Origin of the sequence: Bariatricus sp. TF06-38A (genome assembly GCF_027690675.1) — a bacterium.
GTDB classification, from domain to species: Bacteria; Bacillota; Clostridia; order Lachnospirales; family Lachnospiraceae; genus Allocoprococcus; species Allocoprococcus comes.
Map to the genome: position 1 here is coordinate 299,880 of NZ_JAQFCE010000002.1, position 23,071 is coordinate 322,950.

The following is a 23,071-nucleotide window of genomic DNA, read 5'->3' on the forward strand; positions in this document are numbered from 1 at the left end:
TTTTGTTGGGGAGTAGTGTAATTACCCAATATTTACCCAACTTTTAACGTATGATAGCGTAAGATTCCCCAACTTTTCATAAACTATCGTGGAAATATTTTCCGATTGATGAAAGGAGAAATGGAGAATATAATAAAAAGAAAAATATTTTCATATGAAAGGAATGAAAGAATGAATAATATATTGATTGGTAATGGATTTGATATCGAAATAGGTGGAGTAAAAGAATGTAGTAATGCGGCTATCATTGAAAGAGTTCATAAAAATATTGAAAAAAAAGACTACAAATACCATATTAAAGATATAACGGCTAGTGAGTTAAAGGACGTTATTGAGGGAATAGAAGGAGTTATATTGAAGGACATATTGTCTGGAAAATATAATTCACACTGTGAAACAGAAGAGGAAAGAAGTAATTTAAAAAGATTTGTGGATAATTATGATCCATCTCAGTCGATTGGTATGGAAGATTATTTTTTAATATTGCGGTTATTTCATAAAAAATATGGGGATAGCGAGGAGATGATTCATGCTACAGCAGTTGGTCTGGAAAAATTGTTTTTAGATGCAATTTTTAATGAAGGAGAACTTCAAAAATTGTATATGAATTTATCTGATGAGCGAAAATTGGAATTGCAAAATAGTTTAAATAAATTTGATAATATTTATACAATCAATTATGACTGGAATATTGAAAAAATAACAAATACAAAAGTAAAACATCTTCATGGACAGTTCGATCAGCTTAATCAACAATTTAGAAAAGACACTGCATTGAGTAAGTATGCAAAGATGACTGGGATTGATTATACTGCAAGAGAAGAAGATTTGTATCTGTTTTGTAATGCAATTATGGGATTTAGCGGTGGATTGAAAGAACGGCAGATAAAAATTTTTTCAGGTTTAGAAAACAATGATGAATATTATTACAATGAATTTAAAAATCTAAAAGGAACAATGTCTTTGGCTGGAATGTCACCGAATAATGATGGTCATATTATGAGATTAATTTTTGAAAATAAGAATATTGATAGCGTGATTTTCTATTATCACTCTGAAAAAGATAAAAAAGCTGCGGAAGATTCATATGGAATGAAAGGAATAATTTGCAGACCAGTGTCTGAGATTTGGTAAAAAATAATTTTAATATATATTGTTACATAGCCGATTGATTCAAATTGAAAGTCAGTCGGCTTTTTTCATGCTCATTTTTATACATAGCCAGTTTCGTAAAACAGATTGGCTATTAAATTTTTCAAGGAAGGAGGAAATCATATGACAAAATGTAAAGTAATCGCCCTTGCAAATCAGAAGGGAGGAACAGCCAAGACCACAACAACATTAAATCTGGGAATAGGTCTTGCACATCAGGGACGAAAAGTATTATTGGTCGATGCTGATCCACAGGGAGATTTAACAACTGCATTGGGTTGGATAAATGCAGATAGTCTTCCGATTACATTGGAAACACAAATGAAGAAGATATTACAAGACGAACCGTTTGTGTATAATGAAGGCATTTTGCACCATGAAGAAGGAGTAGACATTATTCCAACCAATATCGAGCTATCGGGCATGGAAATCTCACTAGTAAATGCCATGAGCAGAGAGCAGACTTTAAAGCTGTATCTGTCAGATTTGAAAAAGGATTATGATTATATCCTGATTGATTGTATGCCTAGTTTGGGAATGTTGACTATCAATGCATTAGCTGCCGCAGACAGTGTAATTGTTCCAGTTCAGGCTCATTATCTTCCATTAAAGGGTATGACGCAGTTAATGAAAACAATCGGTAAGGTACAAAGACAGCTAAATCCTAATCTGAAGATTGATGGAGTATTGCTGACACTTGCAGATATGAGGACAAAACTGGCAAGGACAACAGAGGATAGCCTTCGAGAAAATTACGGGAAACATATCCGAATTTTCAAAACGGTTATTCCGGTGGCTATCACAGCGGCAGAAAGCAGTGCAGCAGGACAGAGCATTTATGAGTATGACAAGAATGGAACTGTTGCAAAGGCGTATGCAGAATTTACGAGGGAGGTGATTCAGTGTGGCGAAAAGCAAAGAAATAAACATGAATCTTCCCTCAGCCGATGACCTTTTTACCACGCAGGAAGAAAGAGACCAGAAGAATCAGGAGCATGTGAAAAATATTTCTGTTTATGACATCAGTGATTTTCCGAATCATCCATTTAAAGTAAAAATGGATGACAAAATGGTGGAGACCATTGAAAGTATTCGAGAACATGGTGTATTGGTTCCTGCTCTTGTCAGAGAGAAGCCAACAGGTGGGTATGAAATGATTTCTGGACACCGTAGAAAAATGGCAAGTGAACTGGCAGGGTTAGAAAATATACCTTGTATTGTAAGAAATCTCAGTGATGACGAAGCAGTTATTGTCATGGTTGACAGCAATCTTCAAAGGGAAGAAATATTACCATCAGAAAAAGCATTTGCTTACAAAATGAAGTTAGATGTCATGAAAAGACAGGGACAAAGAACTGATTTAACTTTGTCGCCACTGGCGACAAAGTTGAAAGGGAAACGTTCTGATGAATTATTGGGTGAGGAGGTTGGAGAAAGTAAAGACCAAATCAGAAGATATATTCGATTAACCTACTTAATACCGGAAATTCTTGATATGGTCGATAACAAGAAAATTGCCATGCGTCCGGCGGTGGAGCTGTCTTATTTGCCAAAAGAAGAACAGGAGATATTGTACGATACCATGGAATCGGAAGATTGCACTCCAAGTCATGCACAGGCAATCAAAATCCGCAAATTTTCAGCAGAGGGCAGATTGAATGAAGATGTTTTGTTGTCGATTATGGCAGAGGAAAAGCCAAATCAGGTAGAGCAATGGAAAATCCCTAAGAACCGACTGAAGAAATATTTTCCATCGGGGACTTCACAACAAAAAATGGAAGAAACCATTATCAAAGCACTGGAATTATATCGGAAACGGGAAAAAAGCAGGGAACGATAGGCGTTTTGACACCAAGGGAGAAGTCTATCCGTTGGCGGTCAATGAGAAATCAGTCTTTTTCTGTTTCCCCTCCCCACACCCTACCCCTTTGGTTTACCAGCAGATTACCAGCCGAAAAGACAATAAGGAGCCGGGAACATCTTCTCTTTCGGCAGGTCAGAGATTCCACACCCTGCATGACAGCAGGGAGCAAACAACATAAAGTAACAGCAGGCGTTCCAGAGTGACGTCTTTTTTTGATTGAAAAGAAAGGAATTGTAGAAAATGAAGAAGATATGGAAACGAGTGTGTACAGGGATTCTTGCCCTGACCACGATTTTAACTGCATTACCGATCACATCGGTTCAAGCAGCGGAAACACAGTATTGGACAGAATCCGCAGAGAGAGTTGGACATGTAGAACATTTGATGAATGACGGAACAATTAAAAGCACTTTCAACGAAGGACACATGCGAGTAGAGGGTGAAACTGCCTATTGTGTAGATATTAACACCGGATTCAAAAATGGATATAAGACCAGGCATGATGCAAGTGCCAGTATGAGTGCGGATCAGATTGAAGATGTGGCATTATCGCTTGAGTATATGAAACAGTATGCAGTCAGTCACAGTAACCTGAGTGCAAATCAGGCATATCTTTTAGAACAGTGCCTTGTGTGGCAGCGTTTAAGTGAGCATTTAGGCTGGCAGTGCGATAATGTCCGGGCAGTCTATTCCGAGATTTCACAGGATATTCAGAATGAGGTGTATGCAGGAGCAAAATCATTTGTGAAGGCAAATAAGGGACGATATAAATGTGGCGGTTACATTTACACCGGAGAAGGACAGGATATCGGACAGTTTTGGGCAGAACTGAATGTCGGAAATGCGAAAGTAAAGAAGACAACCGCCAATGAGATTGTCACAAATGGAAATGCGATGTATTCCATTGCGGGAGCAACCTTTGGTATATTCTCAGACCAGAATTGTGGTAATCAGATTGGAACACTTACAACAAACGAAAATGGAGATACAAATGAGGTTGAAGTAACTGCCGGAACTGTTTATATCAAAGAGCTTTCTGCACCGAAGGGATATAAGCTGGATACGACAGTACGCAGTCTGAAAGTTGAAGCCGGAAAAACAGCCGTATTAAATGTTTCAGATATTCCGAAAGTGACAGAAACATTGGTAGACCTGTTCAAGATTGATATGGAGACAGGAAAAGCAACTGCACAGGGAAATGCAGCACTGGCAGGAGCAGAGTTTACCTGGCATTATTATGACGGACTTTATACAAAAGACAACTTACCGGAGAAAGCAACACGTACCTGGGTTACAAAGACGGTAGCAGAAAAAGACAGTGACGGAACCATTCATTATGTGACAAAACTGGCAGATGCCTACAAAGTATCCGGAGATGCATTTTACACTCAGAATGAAAAAAGCGTATTACCACTTGGAACACTGACTGTTGAAGAAACAAAAGCACCAAACGGATATTTACTGGACGGAGCTTATATGCAGGCAGGAGACAGTACAGAACAGATAAAAGGAATGTATCTGACACAGATCACAGAGGACGGAGAACTTGCAGTTCTTTCCGGAAGCAATCAGTATTCCGTATCTGATCAGGTAATCCGAGGTGGGGTGAAGATTCAGAAACGTGATTTAGAGACAAAAGATACCAAAGCACAGGGAAGTGCCACATTAAAAGATACAGCATTTGCAATTATTTCTCTGAACGAGAATCCGGTTCTGGTAGAAGGAAAACTGTACAAGAAGAATGAGACAGTTAAGATGATTCAGACAGGAATTGACGGAATTGCAACAACGACGGCAGATTTACTTCCGTATGGTAAATACAAAATGGAAGAAACCAAAGCACCGGAAGGTTATCTGACTGACGGGGCAAAAGCGATTGAATTTTCGATTACAGAAAATGGAAAAATCGTGGATTTAACAGACGAAAGTCATTCCATTTACAACCAGATTAAACGTGGAGATCTGGAAGGCGTAAAGATTGGAGCAGGTACACATAAGAGACTTGCGAATGTTCCTTTTAAGATTACGAGTAAAACAACCGGAGAGAGCCATATCGTAGTGACAGATAAAAATGGTCAGTTTTCAACCGCTTCCGATTGGGCGTCTCATAAGAAAAATACAAATGCAGGAAAATCCAGTGAGGACGGTATCTGGTTCGGAACTTTTGAGCCGGACGATAGCAAAGGTGCATTGCTTTATGATACTTATGAGATTGAGGAATTATCTTGTGAATCCAATAAAGGCATGAAGCTGATCCCTGCATTTGAAGTTGTTGTCAGCAGAAATAAAGTGAAAATCGACCTTGGAACACTGACCGATGAGTATGAGAAAGAGATTAGCATTCATACAACCGCAACAGACAAGAAAACGGGCGAAAAGATAATTGTTGCAGGAAAGAAAGTAACGATTGTGGATACAGTTACTCTGGACGGTCTGGAAGAAGGAAGAAAGTACCAGTTAAAAGGCTGGCAGATGCTGAAAGAGGAAAATGCTGAACTGCTCATTGATGGAAAGCGTGTGGAAAGTGATTATACTTTTGTTGCTGACAGCGAGAAAATGAAAGTAGAGATTTCTTATACGTTCGATGCATCAGAACTTGGCGGACAGAATCTGGTTACATTTGAAGAATTATATGACCTGAAGAATCCGGAAGAACCTGTAAAAGTTGCAGAGCATAAGGACATTGACGATGAAGGACAGACGGTCCTGATTACAGAGCGAAAGATTTCGATTCATACCACAGCAACTGATAAGAACGGTAAGAAAGAAATCGAAGCCGGAAAAGATCTGACGATTGTAGATACAGTTACTTTAGATGGATTGGAAATCGGTACAAAGTATAAATTGTCTGGTTGGCAGATGGTTAAGGTAGAAAATGCAAAGCTGATTATTGATGGCAAAGAAGTTACCAATGATTATGAATTTATTGCTGATAAGGAAAACATGGAAGTGCAGGTTGAGTTTACTTTCGACGGCAGCACTCTTGGAGGAAAGCAGCTTGTAACTTTTGAAGAACTGTATGATATGACAAATCCGGAAGAACCGAAAAAGGTAACAGAGCATAAGGATATCAACGATGAAGGACAGACCGTAACCATCAAAGAAGTACCGGAAACACCAACCCCAGAGACACCGGGTACTACTACAAAGACAAGCAATCCTCCAAAAACAGGAGACACCGCAAAAGCAGGATTGTGGCTAGCCATTGCTGCATTGTCTGCAATGGGCGTTGGTGGGGTGGCTATCCATGCAAGAAAAAAGAAGAAAGCACCACTGGCGATTGAAGAAAAGAAAGAAGAAAGCGAGGACGAATAAGGATTACAGGGTGGTGAAATACCACCCTCTTACATAGCGAAACAGGCAAGGAGGACAAAAGAATGGTAGTGAACCAGAAAGCGGTAAAAGTTATCAATAAGATATTTGAAGCAGGAATTACAGAGGAAAAAGATATTTCTGCAATGACCTTGGACGAGATTTTGGAAATTCAAGGGATTACGGTTGCAGAGATTGGAATGATCAATGATTTGCAGAAAGCAATCAAAGCCAATAAAGTGATTACTTTTTTGGGAGGTGGAGCAGTATGAGATATGACGTTATGAATGAGTATTATACGGAAATCCGTTTGTTTGGAAAACCTGCATTATTTAACGATATGCGTTTGGATCAGGAGACAGTTCCGAAAGGGTTATATTTATATGAAGTCAGATATGATGATGAAACGTGGGAACCAGTCCAGATTGCAAAAGGCATTTTAGCGAATCATTTGGGTTCGGTTCTTACACGAGAACGGTTAAAAATACCAGCGAATGGTTATCTTGACCTGGAAGCGAAAACGGACTGGAAATATAAAGATAAGGGGTGCCGGACAGTGCAGGAGTTTTTAGAAAAATATCCAATCAGACAAAAAGAAAGAGAACGATAGGAGGAAGGTACGTGGTAAAGAAATTTGATGTCATTACAAAACTGTATGAGGAAGCAACGCAGGAAGTGACAGAGTCACCGGAAAAGTGGATAGCCTTTCTTCAGTCAGCCAGTAAAAATTACCGATTGCCATTTGATGAACAGCTTTTGATTCATGTGCAGCGTCCAGAAGCAACCGCAGTACTTCCTATGGAAAAATGGAATGAAAAGTTTGGACGGTGGGTAAAACGGGATTCTAAAGGAATTGCTGTATTTGATAAGAGTTCCGATAGATTAAAGTTAAAATATTATTTTGATGTATCCGATACCAGAGAAGGAAAGTATAAGCGTCTGGTGCGTCCGGTCTCTTTGTGGAGTGTGGCAGAAGAACAACAGGAACCAGTAAAAGAAGCCTTGGTAAATACATTTGGCGTGACGGACGGAGACAGAAAAGAGTTTGCGATGGTGATTCTGGAAGCGTCTCTGAATATTGCAGAGGATAACATTGGAGATTATCTTCCGGATATCCTACTTGCGACAAAGGATAGTCCGTTAGAAGAAATTGATGAGTTTAATATCCGGTTGAAAATGAAACAACTGCTTGCAAACAGCATTTCTTATATGCTTTTTTTGCGTTGTGGAATTGAACCGGACATTTATCTGGAGACAAGGGACTTTCAAAATATTCGGGACTTTCATACAAAGGAGTTAGTCAATCTCTTTGGCGTGGCTGCGAGTGATATGTCAGAAATGGCATTAGGAGAAGTTGCGGACACAATACGAAAGTTAAAGATACAGGAACGGAAGCAACGCACATTTGTTGAACAGAAAACAACAGATTATAATGTGGATAACAAACAGGAAATCGCAACAGAAAGGGGACAGGACAATGGCAGCAATCACATACAGCAGACAGGGAGATTATCTCCTGCCGAATCTTACAATTCCAGAGGAAGAGGAAGTTCACCTTGGGAAGTACGCATATCTCCGAAATCAATATCTGATGAAGAATCGGTACGGAATGTATCTGAACCTTCTGACAGCAGGAACCTTGAATCAGCATCTGCTTCAGACGGAGGAAGAAGCACAGATGAGAATGGAAACACTTATCCAGCAGATGGCAGAGAAAGAGGGAGTGACGGAGGAATTGAAAGCCAGAGATCAGATGGAGTGGATCGGGCGAATGAACAATATCCGGCAGAGAGCACAGGAAATAGTGAGGAACGAAATTCTGGAGAATTAAAATGGCATGACAGGAGCAGTGAAGATCATGAAATCGCATTTTTATCAAATGACGAAATCATCAAATCACTGCTCCTTTTTGCACCACACTTAAAAGCAACCAATGCGGAAATAAGTGATTTTTATGAGAGCCATGAGGAACGAAAAGCCCAGATGGAATATGTGAAATCACTTTTTCCAACGGGCGTGACAGAGTATACACTGGAAAATGGCGATGCAGTAGGATTCGATAAGTATGAAAATGTGCTGCATATATGGCGAGGAACATATGAGAATCGAATAGAGCAGGGATATTATGACTGGCATGTAATTGTGGGGTATTATGACGGAATGCGTGTCCTGGGCGAATTGAAGGATAGTAGAGAAACACTTTTGAGTGTTGATGGACAGCTTCAGTTAATTGATGACAGAGCGGTAGAAGATGTTTCTACTTTTTCTTTTACGCAGGAAATTATTGACCGAGCACTTCAAAGTGGTTCAAGCTTTTCACAAGGGAAGTATCGTATTTACTGTTATTTTAAACAGGGACACAGTATGGAAGATACGGTGAAGTTCCTGAAAAATGAATATGGAGTCGGGGGAAGGTCTTCCATCTTGACTGGAACTGGTATCGGTGAAGAACATGATGGAAAAGGACTGAAACTGCACCGGGGATATGGGGAAGATTCTCCTAAAATACTGCTGAAATGGAATGCGGTTGCAAAAAGGATTGGAGAATTGATTGACGTAGGAAGGTATCTTTCCAAGCGTGAACTGGAAGGAATCCCTGACTATGAGAGAAGAGTGCTTGCAGGGGAAATCTATCATTTCTATTATAACTGTCCAGAGAATGTTATGCGTCCGTATCCGGCAGGAACGGATTATTATGAAGCGGTAAAATTACTGCTTCCACAGTTGGAAGAACCTGAACGGGTAACAGAATTAGTTTCACAGATGTCTGAGGTTTTGGCGGATACTGCTGATTTTGATACAAGATATGCTGATATGCAAAAGGCGTATCAAGATATTTTGGATTATCAGCATGGAAGATATAGTCTTACCACACCGATTATAGACGAAAATATAATAGGAACAGAATCCCATCCGTTTGTTACCCAAGTGGAACATCCAACACGTTCAAATGAAGTGGTGACAGAATCGGGAAATGGTCTGGAAGATTACGATATTTCTGTAGATTCTGTTGTTACGATAGGAATGAAAGATTATGAGATTGAGTTCCTGTCAGAAGAAAGAGTGGTGCTTCGGGATCAACAGTATCCGATTTTTACCGAAGAACTATCCAGAGAAGAATTTGACCGTAAGATACGTGAGAATCCGGCAAATGACCATTTGAAACTCAAACGGCCATTGCCGGAATTACCAGCCGAAGAAGAAAAAGAGGCACAGCCGACAGACGTTCCGGCAGAAGAGATAGAGACTGAGCTGAGTATTCCAGAGCAGAATTATCAGTTTGTGATGAAGCTGGCAGGAGAGGTTTTACGGGGAGAAGTAGATTCCAAAACCTTTGAAGCAGGGGCAGGATTCATGCCCCTTACGATTGAGCAGATTGGTGATAACTATATTGCAATTTCTCATTACTATGAGCAAAACGGAGATGCCATGGCAGATCCGGATATGGAATTTGCTTATGATAATGACAGGAAAACGCTTCAGGCAAGAACTTATCAGCAGGACGCATTACAAAGATACGATGAAGTTTATGGCGATGACGGATATAATGAGGAGCTGGAAGAAGAACTGAATCTATTTGCACATGAGTGGTTCCAGACAATCGAGAAACAGGGATATGTTCCGGTACAGGAAGCAGCAGAATTGGAAGCAGGCGAATTACCAGCCGAAGAAGAAAATACTTTGGAATTAGCCCCTTCCTGGGAACAGGGCGAACCTGCAAAGAAAGCGCAGAGCTACGATTTGTATCCGGAAGTTTCCGGGCAGAACAGACATCAGTATCAGATTATGGAGGAAGTGCCGGAGTATGGCTCAGCCAAAGAAAAGTTCAGGGCAAATATTGCAGCGATTCAACTTCTGAAGAAATGTGAAAACGAACATCGTTATGCAACACCGGAAGAACAGGAAATACTGGCAAAATATGTTGGTTGGGGCGGTCTTTCAGATGCATTTGATCCAAAGAAATCCGCATGGGCAGCCGAGTATCTGGAATTGCAGACTGTATTAAGTGAAGAAGAATACGAATCTGCAAGAGAATCAACGCTGACAGCGTTCTATACTCCGCCGATTGTAATCAAGAGTATGTATCAGGCACTGGAAAACATGGGACTAAAGAGTGGAAATATTCTGGAACCAAGTTGTGGTGTCGGTAACTTTATCGGTATGAAACCAGAATCTCTTTCGGACTGTAAGATGTATGGTGTGGAATTGGATTCTGTTTCAGGAAGAATTGCTGCACAACTTTATCAGAAATCCAAGATAGCGGTTGAGGGTTATGAGAAAGTAAATCTTCCAGACAGTTTTTTCGATGTTGCAATCGGCAATGTACCGTTTGGGGAGTTTAAAGTATTTGACAGCAGATATGACAGGTACAATTTCTTCATTCACGATTATTTCTTTGCGAAAACATTGGACAAGGTAAGACCGGGCGGTGTGATTGCATTTATTACTTCATCAGGAACCATGGATAAGAAGAATCCATATGTCAGAAGATACCTGGCACAGAGAGCAGAGCTGATCGGTGCAATCCGTCTGCCGAATGATACCTTTACCAAAAACGCAGGAACGAAAGTAACATCGGATATTTTATTCCTTCAGAAGCGTGACCATATGACACTGGAGGAACCGGACTGGGTATATCTGGATTATGATGACAACGGCATTGAACAGAACCGCTATTATGTACAGCACCCGGAAATGATACTGGGAGAAATGGTTATGGAATCCGGTCCGTATGGCATGAGAAGTACTTGCAGACCGTATGAGGGCAGAGAACTGTCAGAACTTCTTTCAGTTGCAGTTGAAGCGTTAAAGGGTACGATTGAAGAAGTAGAAATGGAAGAACTGGTGGAGGAAGAAGACCGTACGATTCCTGCAGATCCATCGGTGAGCAATTATTCTTACACATTGGTAGATGGAAAGATTTACTATCGGGAAAACAGTCGTATGAAGCCGGTAACACTTCCGGTGACTGGAGTAAATCGTGTGAAAGGTATGATTGCAATCCGGGATTGTGCAAGAGAACTGATCCGGTATCAGACAGAAGGATATTCTGATGCAGTAATCGAAGGACAACAGAAGGAATTAAACCGTCTGTATGATCTCTTCCGCAGTAAATACGGACTGTTAAATGATTGTGCCAATATGCGTGTATTTGCAGACGATAATAGTTATCCATTGCTGAGTTCACTGGAGATTCTTGCAGAAGACGGAACACTGGAACGGAAAGCGGATATGTTTTCTAAGCGGACAATCAAAGCACATAAGGTAGTGAACAGTGTGGATACTGCCAGTGAAGCATTGTCAATTTCTCTTGCAGAAAAAGCAAAAGTGGATATGCCTTTCATGGCGAAACTGACCGGGAAAACAGAAGAAGAACTGGAACAGGAGTTGTCCGGCGTTGTTTTTCGTTTACCGGAAAGTGATACAGAGAATCCAAAGTATGTTTCCGAAGACGAATATTTGTCAGGGAATGTAAGAGAGAAGTTGAAAGTGGCAGAACTTGCGGCACAGGCAGATGTAAGGTATCAGGTCAATGTAACTGCTTTGCAAAAAGTACAGCCAAAGGATTTAAGTGCTTCAGAAATCAATATCCGACTGGGGGCAACGTGGCTTCCGGAGAGTGATGTTGAAGATTTTATGTTCCAGTTATTGAATACGCCCAATTATATGCAGTGGAAAATAAAAGTACATTTTTCTAAATATACGGGAGAATGGCAGGTAGAGGGAAGAAGTCTGGATAAGGGGAATGTAAAGGCAAACAATACCTATGGAACAACAAGAGTCAGTGCGTATCGGATTATTGAAGATACCTTGAATCTAAGAGACGTTCGGATTTACGATTATGTGGAGGACGATGACGGAAAGAAAAAAGCTGTTCTAAATAAGAAAGAAACTGCCATAGCACAGGGAAAACAAGATCTGATCAAGCAGGCATTTCAGGATTGGATTTGGAAAGAACCGGAGCGCAGGCAGAGACTTACTGATTATTACAATGAAAATTTCAATGCAATCCGACCAAGGGAATATGATGGAAGTCATCTGAACTTTTATGGAATGAATCCGGAAATCCGGCTACGGGAACATCAGAAAAATGGTGTTGCAAGAATCCTGTACGGCGGGAACACGCTGCTTGCCTATGTAGTTGGAGCAGGAAAGACGTATACGATGGTTGCGGCTGCAATGGAGAGTAAACGACTGGGACTTTGCCATAAGTCTATGATTGTTGTACCGAACCACATCATTGAGCAGTTTGCAGCCGAGTGGCTACAGCTTTATCCGGCAGCAAATTTACTGGTAGCTACCAAGAAAGATTTTGAGACAAAAAACAGAAAACGGTTCTGTGCCAGAATTGCTACCAGTGATGTAGATGCGGTGATTATCGGGCATAGTCAATTCGAGAAAATTCCGCTAAGCATTGAGCGTCAGCAAAAGACAATCCGCAGTCAGATTGAGGAACTTGTGCAGGGAATTACAGAGGAAAAAGCAAGGAATGGAAACAAATTTACAATCAAGCAGTTGGAAAAGACGAAGAAGTCATTGCTTGTGCGACTGGAAAAACTGAATGACCAGAGTAAAAAAGACCAGGTGATCAACTTTGAAGAATTGGGAATTGACCGCTTATTTGTTGATGAAGCGGATGGATACAAGAATTTGTATCTATATACGAAAATGAGAAATGTAGCAGGCATTGCCCAGACAGAAGCGTTGAAGTCCTCTGATATGTTTATGAAATGCCAGTACCTTGACGAACTGACTGGAGGAAAAGGTGTGGTATTCGCTACAGGAACACCAGTCAGCAACAGTATGGTGGAACTATATACCATGCAGAGATACTTGCAGCATCATACATTGGTGGAGCATAACCTACAGCATTTTGACGCATGGGCATCAACTTTCGGAGAAACAGTGACAGCAATCGAGCTTGTCCCGGAAGGGACAGGCTACCGTCTAAAAACGAGATTCGCAAAGTTTTATAATCTTCCGGAGCTTATGCAGATGTTTCGGGAGGTGGCAGATATTCAGACTGCTGACATGTTGAATCTTCCAGTACCGGAAGTAGAGTACCGGGTTGTATCTGTAAAACCAAGTGAAATGCAGCGTGACATGGTTGCAGAACTGGGAGAACGTGCGGAGCGTGTAAGGGATGGAATGGTCAATGCCACTGAAGATAACATGCTGCTGATTACCAATGACGGAAGAAAACTGGCTCTGGATCAGCGAATGATGAATGAATTGTTACCGGATTATCCAGAGAGTAAAGTCAATGCGTGTGTAGAGGAAGTCTATAACTTCTGGGAGCAGGGGCAGGAAAAGAGATTGACGCAGTTGGTATTTTGTGATTTATCTACCCCGAAAACAGATGGAAGTTTCAGTGTTTATAACGATGTAAGGGATAAGTTGATTGCCAAAGGGATTCCGCCGGAGGAGATTGCATTTATTCATGATGCTAATACCGAAGTACGAAAAAAAGAATTATTTTCAAAAGTAAGAAGAGGTGCTGTCCGTATTTTAATGGGCAGCACTTTTAAAATGGGAGCCGGTACGAATGTGCAGGATTTGATTATTGCAAGCCATGACCTGGACTGTCCATGGCGTCCGAGAGATGTAGGACGGATTTTGCGGACATTCAAAATAAAAAAGAATGTGGAGGTAACAGACAATGGCAAAGACAATTTTTGAGGAAATGGGCGGCAAATACGAAAGGCAAGGCGATTATTTAATACCGTGCTTAACTGTACCCGCCGAAGAAGAACAGCCGATAGGCATCTGGGGACAGCGGCATTTGGATTATCTGAAGCATCACTGCAAAGTTACATACACCAATCTTCTTACAAGCGGCAGACTTAACGCTTACCTTGCCGACATTGACAGACAGGCACAGGAACGCTTTGAAAGGCTCATAGAGGGTATGAAACAGGCACAGGGCATAACGGAACAGCTAAAGGCAGAAAACGCCTTAGAATGGACAGGATGCCTCAATAACATAAGGGCTTGTGCGAGGGAGATTGTGGAAAAGGAAATTATTTTTGCATAAACAGATGATTAGTGGCAGGGGGAAATCCTGCCGCTTTTTCTGCTTTAGTTTGTCAGCTTGACAAATAAAGGGTTAAGGAATATAATTAGATTCAGTATTATACAAGGAGTTAATAAATATGCGGCAAGGTATTCTTAAATAAACTGTCAATTTGATAGTGGGAACAAAAAGTAGCAGTCTCGTTTCACTTTTAATATGGGGCTTAGTTTTTTGTACCCAGTTTAAGAATACTTTTATCATGTAATTTTATATGCCCGAAAACATATAAGTGTTTTGGGGCTATTGGAGTTATTTACCCAGTGATAGGAGTATTTATCACTGGGTATTTTTATGCCCTTTTTTGGGTGTTGATAGGAGGAAAATCACATGAAAATAATTAACTTAGGCATTCTGGCTCACGTTGACGCAGGAAAGACAACATTAACGGAGAGTTTATTGTATACCAGTGGTGCAATTGCAGAACCAGGGAGCGTAGATAAAGGCACAACAAGGACAGATACAATGAATTTGGAGCGTCAAAGGGGAATCACTATCCAGACAGCAGTGACATCTTTTCAGTGGGAGGATGTAAAAGTCAACATTATAGATACGCCAGGCCATATGGATTTTTTGGCGGAAGTATACCGTTCTTTATCCGTATTAGACGGAGCAGTATTATTAGTTTCTGCAAAGGATGGCATACAGGCACAGACCCGTATACTGTTTCATGCACTACAGACAATGAAGATTCCGACAATTTTTTTCATCAATAAAATTGACCAAGAGGGGATTGATTTGCCAATGGTATATCAAGAAATGAAAGCAAAGCTTTCTTCGGAAATTATAGTGAAGCAAAAGGTTGGGCAGCATCCCCATATAAATGTAACGGACAATGACGATATGGAACAGTGGGATGCGGTAATTATGGGAAACGATGAACTATTAGAGAAATATATGTCAGGGAAACCGTTTAAAATGTCAGAACTGGAACAGGAAGAAAACAGGAGATTCCAAAACGGAACGTTATTTCCCGTTTATCACGGAAGTGCTAAAAACAATCTGGGGATTCGGCAGCTTATAGAAGTGATTGCCAGTAAGTTTTATTCATCAACGCCTGAAGGTCAATCTGAACTATGCGGGCAGGTTTTTAAGATTGAATATTCAGAGAAAAGGCGGCGTTTTGTTTATGTGCGTATATATAGCGGAACATTGCATTTGAGGGATGTTATTAAAATATCTGAAAAAGAGAAAATAAAAATCACAGAGATGTGTGTTCCGACAAACGGTGAATTATATTCATCCGATACAGCCTGCTCTGGTGATATTGTAATTTTACCAAATGATGTTTTGCAGCTAAACAGTATTTTGGGGAACGAAATGCTGTTGCCGCAGAGAAAATTTATTGAAAATCCTCTCCCTATGCTCCAAACAACGATTGCAGTAAAGAAATCTGAACAGCGGGAAATATTGCTTGGGGCACTTACAGAAATTTCAGATGGCGACCCTCTTTTAAAATATTATGTGGATACTACAACGCATGAGATTATACTTTCTTTTTTGGGGAATGTGCAGATGGAAGTCATTTGTGCCATCCTTGAGGAAAAATACCATGTGGAGGCAGAAATAAAAGAGCCTACTGTTATATATATGGAAAGACCGCTTAGAAAAGCAGAATATACCATCCACATAGAAGTCCCGCCAAATCCTTTCTGGGCTTCTGTCGGGTTGTCCATAGAGCCGCTCCCTATTGGAAGCGGAGTGCAGTATGAAAGCAGAGTTTCACTTGGATATTTAAACCAATCGTTCCAAAATGCGGTTATGGAGGGGGTTCTTTATGGCTGCGAGCAGGGGCTGTATGGATGGAAAGTGACAGACTGTAAAATCTGTTTTGAATATGGATTGTATTATAGTCCTGTAAGTACCCCCGCAGACTTTCGGCTGCTTTCCCCTATCGTATTGGAGCAGGCTTTAAAAAAAGCAGGGACAGAACTATTAGAGCCATATCTCCACTTTGAAATTTATGCACCGCAGGAATATCTCTCACGGGCGTATCATGATGCCCCAAGGTATTGTGCAGATATTGTAAGTACTCAGGTAAAGAATGACGAGGTCATTCTGAAAGGAGAAATCCCTGCCAGATGTATTCAAGAATACAGGAACGATTTAACTTATTTCACAAATGGGCAGGGAGTCTGCTTGACAGAGTTAAAAGGATACCAGCCAGCTATTGGTAAATTTATTTGCCAACCCCGCCGCCCGAATAGCCGTATAGATAAGGTTCGGCATATGTTCCACAAGTTAGCTTAACAGCTTGCAAAAGTCATATAAAATGAGATTTGAAAGGATTAGAGACTAATTATGATGAAATGCGAATGGATATTGTGTCCTGTTTGTGGGAGCAAAACCCGTAATAAAATTAGGAAGGACACTGTTTTGGAGAATTATCCCCTTTATTGTCCAAAATGCAGACAAGAAAGCTTGATTAAAGTTGACAACTTGAAGATAACTGTCATCAAAGAGCCAGACGCTTAAGACGCAGAGCCGATGAAATTGTGGAACAATTCACGAATCATCGGCTCTTTTTGTTTCGTATTTGAAAGAACAAACTCACCAAATAAAAAAAACGATATTCGGGTGGGTTATTTTGTTATACCCTAAATTACCCTCTGAATTTGTTTTTAAATTTGGAGGGATTTTTTTATGTTCTTTTTTCGGGCGGTTATTCATCTGCTCATACGAAGTAAAATTTATCAATACATAGCATATCAGAGAATGGCAGGAAACCAGTTAAAAAAATTTCTGCCAGTGCAGCGGTACTTCTCACCTTGAAAGTGGAAGTACAATCTCCATACAACAGAATTTGTATTTCCCATAACCGTGAAGGTCACAGAGCCTTTGCGGTTTTTCTTTTGTCGTTTTTTGTTGGAAAGTGCCGCAGGGCTGTTTCTGGTGTGCGTTGCCGCTCCCCGCCTCTCCATCTGGATTTTTACATTTCAAAAATTCAGATTGGAGGTATTAGCGGTGAAATACGCACCAAGAAAGGTATATATCAGAGAAAGTGGCGGCTATGTGGAATTATCCTACACGGAGTTCTGCCGTTGCAGGGAATCCGACCAGACCTATATGGACAAGCTGTTTATCCCCATTCAAGGCTGTCTGCTTGAAGTCGTGAGGGAGCAATACACAGACTTCTACCGTGACAAGGAACGGTGGCGTTATCTGCAAAAATTAGATACAAAGAATAGACTGCTATCTCTCGACGGATTTACGGACAGCGAGGGGAATCCTCTGGACTTTATCACTGATGAAGCGGTGGACATTGCAGAAACCGTTGTCAATGCGGTCATGGTGGACAGGCTGAAAGCCGCCCTGCCTTTGCTGTCGGATAGTGAACAGGAGCTGATACAGGCAATCTTTTTTGACGGACTTTCCGAGCGTGAAGTCGGGGCGAGGTTGGGCATAACCCAGAGCGTTGTAAACAAACGCAAAGCCAGAATCCTAATAAAACTAAGAAAGATAATAGAAAATTAAAATTTAAGGCGTTCAGCCCCCTTGTTTTTTCCTTTGGGAAGATGAGGGGGCTTTTCTCTGCCCTCTCAATCAATTCTGATTGGAGGAAGTAAGAATGGCATACAACCACGGACGGGAGGACAGGAAATGGCGTATCTGGAAAGAAGCGGAGGAAAAGCTGCTGCGTGAGTGCGGCGTTGATGAAGCGACCATTGAGCAGATACGCATGGCGGACAGGGCAGACTTCAATTCCAACAGGCGGTTTTACCGATGGACGAATGACGTTGCGGAATATCTTGAGGACATGGCAGGCAGGGAGCGGCAGGCGGAAGTGGGTACGGTTGCGGAGTTACTGGAAGAGATTGAGAGCGAAAATCTCTATCAAGTATTAGTCACGGTGGACGGGCGTACCTTGAAAATCGTCCTGCTGAAAATGCAGGGGTATTCCACAAAGGAGATTGCCCCGCTTGTGCATTTGACGACTGGTGCCATCTATGCGAGGTTAGACCATCTGCGGAAGAAGCTGCGGAAAATTTTATAGCTTCTAAAACAGCCTGCCATCCTGCGGGCTACTGGGTGAGGGATGGAAATCCCCTCACTCATTTTTTGCAGGAGGACAACAGGATGGCATACAGGGTTAAGGCATACACGCTTCGGGAGGAATCCACGGAAAGCGGCACAAGGTATTTTATCAGCTTTAAGGACGGGCAGGGCAAATCCCACGAGTTGGAAGTGTCGGAACAGTTCTTTATGGAGTTTCGGCAGATGGAGCGCAGGAACAGGAATCTTTTCTAATGGGACGAGCGGCACAGGGAGTTTAACGAGGTATGGGACGAAACCCTTTACAGACGGGCGTTGCGTGTGCCTAAGAGCCTTGATGAACGCATGGTTGAGGAAGAACGGAATGAAACGCTCTATAAGGCGGTTGGGAGCCTTCCAGAGATACAAAGGCGGCGTTTCCTGCTCTACTACGAGTATGAGTTCAATTTTTACCAAATCGCCGCTATGGAGCATTGCACCGCTTCGGCAATACAGAAATCTGTTGCGATTGCAAAGGAGAAAGTAAAGGCGGAAATTGAAGAAATATCTCCAACCGTGACCGACACCGCCCGAAAAAGAAATCTGTTTTTTATTTGTGTGGGATTGGCGGCATTACATACTCTCACTTTTTTCCGTGGGAGTAAATCTATTTTTAAGGAGGTCAACGCCTATGTGCAACGAAAACAAAGACACCGCCCGAAAGGAGGAAAGCCATGCAGAAGTTACAGACAGTCAACGCCGAAACGCTCCTTTATGAACCGCTTGAGAAACCATCCTTTGTGGTGGACAGCCTTATCCCGACAGGCTTATCGCTGTTCTGCGGCTCACAGAAGATAGGCAAAAGCTGGCTCATGCTGAAGCTATGCTTATGCGTGTCGCAGGGAATCCCTTTATGGGATATGCCGACAATGGAGGGCGATGTGCTTTACCTCTGCCTTGAGGACACGTTCTGCCGCATACAGGACAGGTTATTTCGTTTGACGGACGAAGCAAGCGGGCGGCTCCACTTTGCCGTGGCAAGCTGCAAGCTGTCAGACGGTCTTATCGTGCAGCTTGAAGATTATCTGAAAGATTACCCAGACAGCAGGCTCATTGTCATTGATACCTTGCAGAAAGTCCGTACAGCTTCAAAAGACAATGCCTATGCAAGCGACTATGGGGACATCTCCCTCATCAAAGACTTTGCCGACAGGCACTCTCTGGCGGTCATTGTCGTACACCACATCCGAAAGCAGAATGACAGCGACGTGTTCAACAAGGTGTCTGGGACGACAGGATTAACGGGGAGTGCGGACGCTACCTTTGTTCTGGAAAAGGAGAAACGTGCGTCTGACACCGCCAAGCTGTATGTGACGGGCAGGGACACGCCTTATCAGGAATACACGCTGCGTTTCCGTGATTGCCGTTGGGAGCTTGTGGAGCGGAAAACGCAGGAGCAGCTTGCGAAAGAAACGATACCAGATGTCCTTTTTCGGTTGGTGGATTTTATGAGGGATAAGGAAGAATGGATAGGCACGGCAACGGAACTGTTAGCCGCTATGGGGGAAACGGAAACCATACCCACGGTGATTACGAAATGGCTGAATGAATACCGCACCACATTTTTAAGCGAGAACCGTATCTGCTACCAGTACAGCCGCAGGAAAGACGGCAGGCGGATTGCCCTTGCAAGGAGGGCGGGTGACAGCGGTGATGGTGGTGACAGCGATATTAGGATACCCCCCTGTTACTGTCATTGACGCTTAAAGCCATGTAAAGCTGGCGGCTCTGCCCTGCGGGTGACAGCAGTGACGGTGGTGACAGTGATTTTAGGATACCCTGCCGCTGTCATCCCTACGGGAGAACACCCCGTAAACGCAAAATGCAGGCGTGAGATTTACTCGCCCTTTTCGGTCGTGTAAAACCACCCCTGCGGTCAGAAAAATCATTCCGATTTTTCCGACTGCGTTTACAGGGTGTAACACACTACACTTTGCCCTGCAAAGTCGTGTGCCAGACGTTCCCTCTGGACTCCCTTAAGGCAGGGCTGTGCCCTGCTATCCTACGCCTTACGGCTTCGGATAAAAGAATGGCGGCATGACGGTGACGGCTCTTGCGAGGGGGGTATCCCAAAAACACCGTCATCATCGACATGACCGTCATGCAGGGGGTGAGGGTGACAGTTGCGGCAGTCGGCAGGGGGTATCCCAAAACTGCTGTCACCACCGTCACCGCTGTCACCCCAAAGGACGGTCACCCGCCGAAAGAAAGGAGGAATCCGCCTATGCCTTATGCAATCCTGCGTTTCCAGAAACGAAAAGCGGGCGGCGTTGCGGCTTGTGAACGCCACAACGAGCGGAAGAAAGAAGCCTACAAAAGCAACCCAGATATAGATATGGAACGCTCTAAAAACAATTACCATCTCATAGCACCACCAAAGTACACCTACAAGAAAGAGATTAACCGCATGGTAGCCGAAGCGGGGTGCAGGACAAGGAAAGACAGCGTGATGATGGTGGAAACGCTCATCACAGCTTCACCAGAATTTATGAACCAGTTACCGCCCGAAGAACAAAAAGCGTATTTCCAGACGGCTCTTGACTTCATTTCGGAGCGTGTTGGAAAGCAGAATATCCTCTCCGCTGTCGTCCATATGGACGAGAGAACGCCCCATATGCACCTCTGCTTTGTGCCGATTACGCCAGACAATAAGCTGTCAGCGAAAGCTATCTTAGGCAACCAGAAATCATTATCCGAGTGGCAGACCGCCTACCATGAGCGGATGTCCTCACGGTGGAATCAGCTTGAACGGGGGCAGTCCTCAATGGAAACCAAGCGGAAACACGTCCCCACATGGCTCTATAAATTAGGCGGCAGGCTTGATAAACAGTATGAAGAAATCGTGTCTGCCCTATCCGACATCAACGCCTTTAACGCAGGGAAGAAAAGGGATAAAGCGTTAGATTTACTCTCTGCATGGCTGCCAGACGTGGAGAAATTCTCTAAGGAAATCGGGAAACAGCAGGCGTATATCGACAGTTTGAAAGAGAGAATTGGGCAGGAATCAGACTATGCGGGGCGTATGCGTGATGAAAAGTACGAGCAGGAACTAAAGGTGCAGAAAGCGAATCAGAAGATATTTGAATTGCAGAGAACCAACGAGCAGATGGGGCGGCTGCTGTCAAAAATACCGCCCGAAGTGTTGGAAGAATTGCAGAAAAATCATAGAAGCAGAGCGAAAGAAAGGTAGATATGTGAATGAAGAAACAGGATTTTAAGGTGTTAAAGACCAAAGACTTGTACCCGTTCCCCGACAATCCGTTTCATGTGGCAGAAGATGAAACACTGTCAGAGTTAGCGGAAAGCATCAAGGAATTTGGCATTGTCACGCCGATAATCACACGCCCGAAAGAGGACGGGGACGGTTATGAAGTGATTGCAGGACAGCGGCGTGTCCGTGCTTCTGAACTTGCAGGGATAAATACCGTGCCTGCGTTTGTCCTGCCCTTAGACCGTGACCGAGCCATCATCACCCTTGTAGACAGCAATTTGCAGCGTGAGAATATCCTGCCATCGGAGCGGGCGTTTGCTTACAAGATGAAATCCGAAGCCATGAAGCGGCAGGGTTTCCGCACAGACTTAACCTCGTCACAAGTTGTGACGAAGTTGCGGACGGACGACAAGGTGGCACAGGGCTTCGGCGTGGGCAGGATGACCGTCCAGCGTTTTATCCGCCTGACGGAACTGATACCGCCGATTTTGCAGATGGTGGACGAGGGGAAAATCGCCCTCACACCTGCGGTGGAACTGTCCTTTTTGAAGAAAGACGAGCAGGAAAATCTCTTTGCCACGATGGAGAGCGAAGAAGCAACGCCCTCACTCTCACAGGCACAGCGGATGAAAAGCATGAGCCAGAGCGGGCAGCTTGACATGGATATGATATTTTCCATTATGACGGAGGAAAAGGGAAACCAGAAAGAAACCTTGAAAATCAACACAAGCAAACTGAAAAAATACTTTCCGAAGGACACAACGCCGAAGCAGATGGAGGAAACCATCATCCGACTTCTGGAACGTGAGTTGCAGAGAAAACGGAGCAGGGACAGCCGCTAACCTTCTTTTTTCGGGAAGTAAATGCAGGAATTTGGAACAGAAGAAAGACAGAATTTTAAGGAGAATGAGGTAAGGAATGAAAGAAATCCAGTATGAGATTGTAAAGGAAATCGCCGTATTGTCTGCGAGTGACAGCGGCTACACAAAGGAAATCAATCTTATTTCATGGAACGGGAGAGAGCCGAAATATGACATCCGCAGCTTTTCCCCGAACCGTGAGAAGTGCGGAAAGGGTATCACGTTGAACGCTGATGAAGCAGCGGCACTCCTTGAAGCATTACAGAAAGAAGTAAACAGCGGGGATTGATGGTATCTGATTGACAGGGCGGGGCGTTTCCAGACGTTCTCCTGCCCTGTCTGGAAAGGAAGATTTAAGTATGGGCGAGGATAGGAAAACAACTGGAAGAAGAAAGCGTATTGTGCCAAAAGGGCAAGTACAAATGATTATCAGTCGAGAATATATCGGCACACAGACCGTTGCAGAAGCGTTTGTCCCGATTATCTCCGAGGATATTCGGAAGAAGATTGCCGAGGGCGACACCTTCGACAATGAGGGGCTGTCCGCTTAGAATGTACGCAATGGAACA

At 42.9% G+C, this 23,071-nt stretch carries 17 protein-coding genes and 2 pseudogenes; all 19 read left to right on the forward strand.

The genetic code is table 11. The annotated features are described in order from the left end of the window. The first annotated feature begins 105 nt into the window (after positions 1-105). The 19 genes and pseudogenes from PG418_RS03650 (at position 106) to PG418_RS03740 (ending at position 23,053) form a co-directional block, all read left to right on the forward strand. The gene (locus tag PG418_RS03650) at positions 106-1,134 is read left to right on the forward strand and encodes a hypothetical protein (protein WP_349179378.1); all 1,029 of its coding nucleotides are present in this window, start codon (positions 106-108) and stop codon (positions 1,132-1,134) included. A gap of 141 nt (positions 1,135-1,275) precedes the next feature. Beyond that, positions 1,276-2,103, forward strand: coding sequence for a ParA family protein (locus PG418_RS03655; protein ID WP_064786785.1), 828 nt, complete (start codon positions 1,276-1,278; stop codon positions 2,101-2,103). After that, the gene (locus tag PG418_RS03660; RefSeq protein WP_215637121.1) at positions 2,057-2,992 is read left to right on the forward strand and encodes a ParB/RepB/Spo0J family partition protein; all 936 of its coding nucleotides are present in this window, start codon (positions 2,057-2,059) and stop codon (positions 2,990-2,992) included. The genes PG418_RS03655 and PG418_RS03660 overlap by 47 nt, the downstream gene beginning before the upstream one ends. Before the next feature lie 264 nt (positions 2,993-3,256). Then, positions 3,257-6,331 (forward strand): VaFE repeat-containing surface-anchored protein, encoded by a 3,075-nt coding sequence (locus PG418_RS03665; protein ID WP_498837076.1) that lies wholly within the window; start codon positions 3,257-3,259, stop codon positions 6,329-6,331. Positions 6,332-6,393: 62 nt separating this feature from the next. Next, a complete protein-coding gene (locus PG418_RS03670) occupies positions 6,394-6,600 on the forward strand; it encodes a hypothetical protein (protein WP_129900414.1) in 207 nt (68 codons plus the stop codon). Next, complete coding sequence (locus PG418_RS03675) at positions 6,597-6,938, forward strand: LPD28 domain-containing protein (RefSeq protein ID WP_005340070.1); 342 nt, start codon at positions 6,597-6,599, stop codon at positions 6,936-6,938. The genes PG418_RS03670 and PG418_RS03675 overlap by 4 nt, the downstream gene beginning before the upstream one ends. 867 nt (positions 6,939-7,805) lie before the next feature. Further along, positions 7,806-8,159: a TnpV protein gene (locus PG418_RS03680; protein ID WP_118364944.1), complete on the forward strand. Its 354-nt coding sequence runs from the start codon at positions 7,806-7,808 to the stop codon at positions 8,157-8,159. Between the two features lie 1,454 nt (positions 8,160-9,613). Then, positions 9,614-14,008: a helicase-like domain-containing protein gene (locus PG418_RS03685; protein ID WP_498837085.1), complete on the forward strand. Its 4,395-nt coding sequence runs from the start codon at positions 9,614-9,616 to the stop codon at positions 14,006-14,008. Continuing rightward, positions 13,989-14,363, forward strand: a complete 375-nt coding sequence (locus tag PG418_RS03690; RefSeq protein WP_001140406.1) for a TnpV protein — start codon at positions 13,989-13,991, stop codon at positions 14,361-14,363. Before PG418_RS03685 ends, PG418_RS03690 begins: the two co-directional genes overlap by 20 nt. A 366-nt stretch (positions 14,364-14,729) precedes the next feature. Further along, a complete protein-coding gene (gene tet(O), locus PG418_RS03695; protein WP_000691759.1) occupies positions 14,730-16,649 on the forward strand; it encodes a tetracycline resistance ribosomal protection protein Tet(O) in 1,920 nt (639 codons plus the stop codon). 54 nt (positions 16,650-16,703) lie between these two features. Next, positions 16,704-16,874, forward strand: coding sequence for a cysteine-rich KTR domain-containing protein (locus tag PG418_RS03700; protein WP_223213393.1), 171 nt, complete (start codon positions 16,704-16,706; stop codon positions 16,872-16,874). A gap of 489 nt (positions 16,875-17,363) precedes the next feature. Then, positions 17,364-17,873, forward strand: a complete 510-nt coding sequence (locus tag PG418_RS03705) for a sigma-70 family RNA polymerase sigma factor (RefSeq protein WP_105116765.1) — start codon at positions 17,364-17,366, stop codon at positions 17,871-17,873. Positions 17,874-17,967: 94 nt separating this feature from the next. Continuing rightward, positions 17,968-18,393 (forward strand): RNA polymerase sigma factor, encoded by a 426-nt coding sequence (locus PG418_RS03710; RefSeq protein ID WP_000323895.1) that lies wholly within the window; start codon positions 17,968-17,970, stop codon positions 18,391-18,393. A gap of 83 nt (positions 18,394-18,476) precedes the next feature. After that, positions 18,477-18,951, forward strand: a pseudogene (locus PG418_RS03715) (RNA polymerase sigma factor). A gap of 154 nt (positions 18,952-19,105) precedes the next feature. Beyond that, positions 19,106-20,138, forward strand: a pseudogene (locus tag PG418_RS03720) (AAA family ATPase). Between the two features lie 517 nt (positions 20,139-20,655). Continuing rightward, complete coding sequence (gene mobV, locus PG418_RS03725; protein ID WP_001820668.1) at positions 20,656-21,621, forward strand: MobV family relaxase; 966 nt, start codon at positions 20,656-20,658, stop codon at positions 21,619-21,621. Positions 21,622-21,629: 8 nt separating this feature from the next. Continuing rightward, positions 21,630-22,484: a ParB/RepB/Spo0J family partition protein gene (locus PG418_RS03730; RefSeq protein ID WP_053865958.1), complete on the forward strand. Its 855-nt coding sequence runs from the start codon at positions 21,630-21,632 to the stop codon at positions 22,482-22,484. Positions 22,485-22,560: 76 nt separating this feature from the next. Further along, positions 22,561-22,791 carry a YdbC family protein gene (locus tag PG418_RS03735; protein WP_000659121.1) on the forward strand — a complete coding sequence of 77 codons (231 nt, stop codon included), beginning with the start codon at positions 22,561-22,563 and terminating at the stop codon, positions 22,789-22,791. 70 nt (positions 22,792-22,861) lie between these two features. Further along, positions 22,862-23,053, forward strand: coding sequence for a hypothetical protein (locus PG418_RS03740; RefSeq protein ID WP_000503424.1), 192 nt, complete (start codon positions 22,862-22,864; stop codon positions 23,051-23,053). Positions 23,054-23,071 lie beyond the last annotated feature (18 nt).

Coding starts and splice junctions, on each gene's coding strand:
- PG418_RS03675 (WP_005340070.1), top strand. CDS start 6,597: ATGAGATATGACGTTATGAATGAGTATTATACGGAAATCCGTTTGTTT.
- PG418_RS03670 (WP_129900414.1), top strand. CDS start 6,394: ATGGTAGTGAACCAGAAAGCGGTAAAAGTTATCAATAAGATATTTGAA.
- PG418_RS03665 (WP_498837076.1), top strand. CDS start 3,257: ATGAAGAAGATATGGAAACGAGTGTGTACAGGGATTCTTGCCCTGACC.
- PG418_RS03735 (WP_000659121.1), top strand. CDS start 22,561: ATGAAAGAAATCCAGTATGAGATTGTAAAGGAAATCGCCGTATTGTCT.
- PG418_RS03730 (WP_053865958.1), top strand. CDS start 21,630: ATGAAGAAACAGGATTTTAAGGTGTTAAAGACCAAAGACTTGTACCCG.
- PG418_RS03740 (WP_000503424.1), top strand. CDS start 22,862: ATGGGCGAGGATAGGAAAACAACTGGAAGAAGAAAGCGTATTGTGCCA.
- PG418_RS03690 (WP_001140406.1), top strand. CDS start 13,989: ATGGCAAAGACAATTTTTGAGGAAATGGGCGGCAAATACGAAAGGCAA.
- PG418_RS03655 (WP_064786785.1), top strand. CDS start 1,276: ATGACAAAATGTAAAGTAATCGCCCTTGCAAATCAGAAGGGAGGAACA.
- PG418_RS03680 (WP_118364944.1), top strand. CDS start 7,806: ATGGCAGCAATCACATACAGCAGACAGGGAGATTATCTCCTGCCGAAT.
- PG418_RS03700 (WP_223213393.1), top strand. CDS start 16,704: ATGAAATGCGAATGGATATTGTGTCCTGTTTGTGGGAGCAAAACCCGT.
- mobV (WP_001820668.1), top strand. CDS start 20,656: ATGCCTTATGCAATCCTGCGTTTCCAGAAACGAAAAGCGGGCGGCGTT.
- PG418_RS03710 (WP_000323895.1), top strand. CDS start 17,968: ATGGCATACAACCACGGACGGGAGGACAGGAAATGGCGTATCTGGAAA.
- PG418_RS03685 (WP_498837085.1), top strand. CDS start 9,614: ATGAAGCTGGCAGGAGAGGTTTTACGGGGAGAAGTAGATTCCAAAACC.